The 2216-nt window shown below is 69.3% G+C and carries 1 protein-coding gene and 1 pseudogene; one reads left to right on the top strand and one right to left on the bottom strand.

From position 1 onward, the window contains the following. Nucleotides 1-143 precede the first annotated feature (143 nt). Nucleotides 144-1742 carry an ATP-binding cassette domain-containing protein gene (locus EOA28_RS33250; protein ID WP_127249482.1) on the top strand — a complete coding sequence of 533 codons (1599 nt, stop codon included), beginning with the start codon at nt 144-146 and terminating at the stop codon, nt 1740-1742. On the opposite strand, the pseudogene EOA28_RS33245 reads toward EOA28_RS33250, so the two are convergent. Next, nucleotides 1743-2216: pseudogene (locus EOA28_RS33245) on the bottom strand (ATP-binding protein); the annotation flags it as partial.

Raw genomic sequence — 2216 nt, 5'->3', positions numbered from 1 at the left:
GCGACCGCCGAGGCCGTGCGGCGCATGCTGATCGGGATTTCAGAGGCGCGGCTGGTCGTTGTGGCGACGCATGACCGGGAGCTTGCCGCCGCCGCCGACCTGGTTGTGGATCTCACCCGTGACGATACCGTCGAGGTGGCGGCATGAGCACAGCGTTTCAGTCATCGAACCGGAAGTCGTGGCGGCTGGCGACGGGCTTCGCCTTCACCGCGCTGGCCTGCGCCATATTGCTGGGCGGCGTGTCCGCCTGGCTGCTCGGCTCGGTGGCGATCGCCGGCCTTTCCGCCACCGCTTTCACTTTCAACTTTCACACCCCCGCGGCTTTCATCAGGCTGTTCGCGGTTGGCCGCACCGCCGCCCGCTATGGCGAGCGCCTGACCGGCCACAAGGCCGCGCTCACCGATCAGATATCGCGTCGCGTCGAGCTGTTCGCCGCGATGGCGGCGGCGCCGGCGGTGCGCCGGGCCGGATGGCAGCTGGGCGACGATTCGCGCCTTGCCGACTATCTGGACGATGTCGAGGACCTCGACTTCGCCAGGCTGCGCGCCGGCCTGCCGGCTCTGACGCTTGCCTGCGGCCTCGCGGTCCTGGTTGCCGGCTCGGCAGTGCTGGCGCCTTTGTCCCTCCTGCCCATCATAGTCTTGCTGCTTGCCATCCTGTTCGCGGGGAACCGGGTGGCCAGAGCTGGCGCCATGGCATGGCGTGAGACCAGGTCGCTGCGCCGCGGGGGCGCGAGCCGGCTTGGCGCGGCCATGGCGTCAGCGGTACCCCTGAAGGCGGAGGGCGCCTGGAACCGCGAATGCACTGAGGCCCTTGCCGCGCTCTCTCGCGCCGACGCCGCGCAGCTTGCCCTTCGCCGGCTGCAGGCCATGCTGGACATGATCGGCGCGGCTTTCGGTCCGGTTGCCGGCGTCAGTGTGATGGCGGCTGCCTGGTATGCGGGCAGACAAGGCACGGAGCTTCTCGCGCCGATGCTGCTCGCCTTCTCCTGGCTGGCGCTGGGCGAAACCATGAATGGCGCATCGCGCATGCTGGTTGCCGTGCTCCGCCGCAACGCGGCTCGCGCCGAAATCGGCCAATGGACACGCGGCACCGCCGCCGGCAGGCGCGAATTCGCCCTGGATGACATCAAGCCCGGCCTGCTGCTTCATGGCGGCCTGCACCGCCGTGCGCCCGACGGCCGGTCGATCGGAACGCCCATCTCTCTGCTCCTCGCGCGGGGCCAGCCGACACTGCTCGTCGGCGCAAGCGGCTCGGGCAAGACGAGCCTGCTCAAGCAGATCGCCGGCTGGATCGGCGACGATGCCTTCGCCACCGACGACCGCATCCTGTCGGCAGGCGAGCGGCGGGCGCTCGTATCCCTCGTCCTGCACGACGCGGTCGTGCTCGAGGACACCGTCCGCGCCAATCTCTTTGCCGGCGATGCTCCGGATGCCGTACTCTGGCGGGCGCTGGAAGCCGTCGAGATGGACGGCCGCATCCGCGACGCGGGCGGGCTGGACAGCTGGGTCAGGCAGGACAGGTTCTCGCTCGGCGAAGCCCAGCGTATCAACCTCGCGCGCGCCTGGCTGTCATCCCGACCCGTTATGCTGCTTGACGAACCGACCGAACACCTCGACGAGGCACAAGGAGAGCGTATCCTCGAGCGACTGCTCGCCCGCTTCAGCGATAGGATCGTCGTCGTCTCTACCCATCGCGCGCCGCCGCTCCGCGATGTCCGCACGATCGAGTTGCAGCCGTAATCACGCCGCCGAGCTGTCCTGCTCTGCGGCATTGGGATCGCCCGGCGCCGTCGCCCAGGCGAGCTCGACCAGCGTCACAGTGCGTCGCCCTGTGCCGTCGACCTGGCAGACAATGAGGCCCTGCTCCTCGATATAATCGAGCAGCCGCCGCGCCCGCCGCAGCGAATGCGAGCCGTAGGCCCGCGCAATCGCCGCGTCGCTCGGGCAAGGCCAGCCCTCTTTGGCGGCGCGGGCGATCATCATGAACACGCCCTGCATGTCCTCGGGCAGCAGCGAGGCGCGCACGGAGACGTCCCGCCAGGCATCGTCCTCGGCCATGTCGGAGCCGACGCCGGCACGCGCCCTGGTCAGCATGCGGCGGAATTCCGGAAGATCGGGCACCACCGAGGCAAGCCCTTCGATGCGGCAGCGGACCACGAACTCCTGATAGAGCACGCCGATGACGCGGAAACCCGCATCGGGCTCGGCCAGAAT

Source organism: Mesorhizobium sp. M2A.F.Ca.ET.067.02.1.1 (assembly GCF_004023285.1).
Lineage (GTDB): Bacteria > Pseudomonadota > Alphaproteobacteria > Rhizobiales > Rhizobiaceae > Mesorhizobium.
This window is presented reverse-complemented; position numbering and strand designations above follow the sequence as displayed.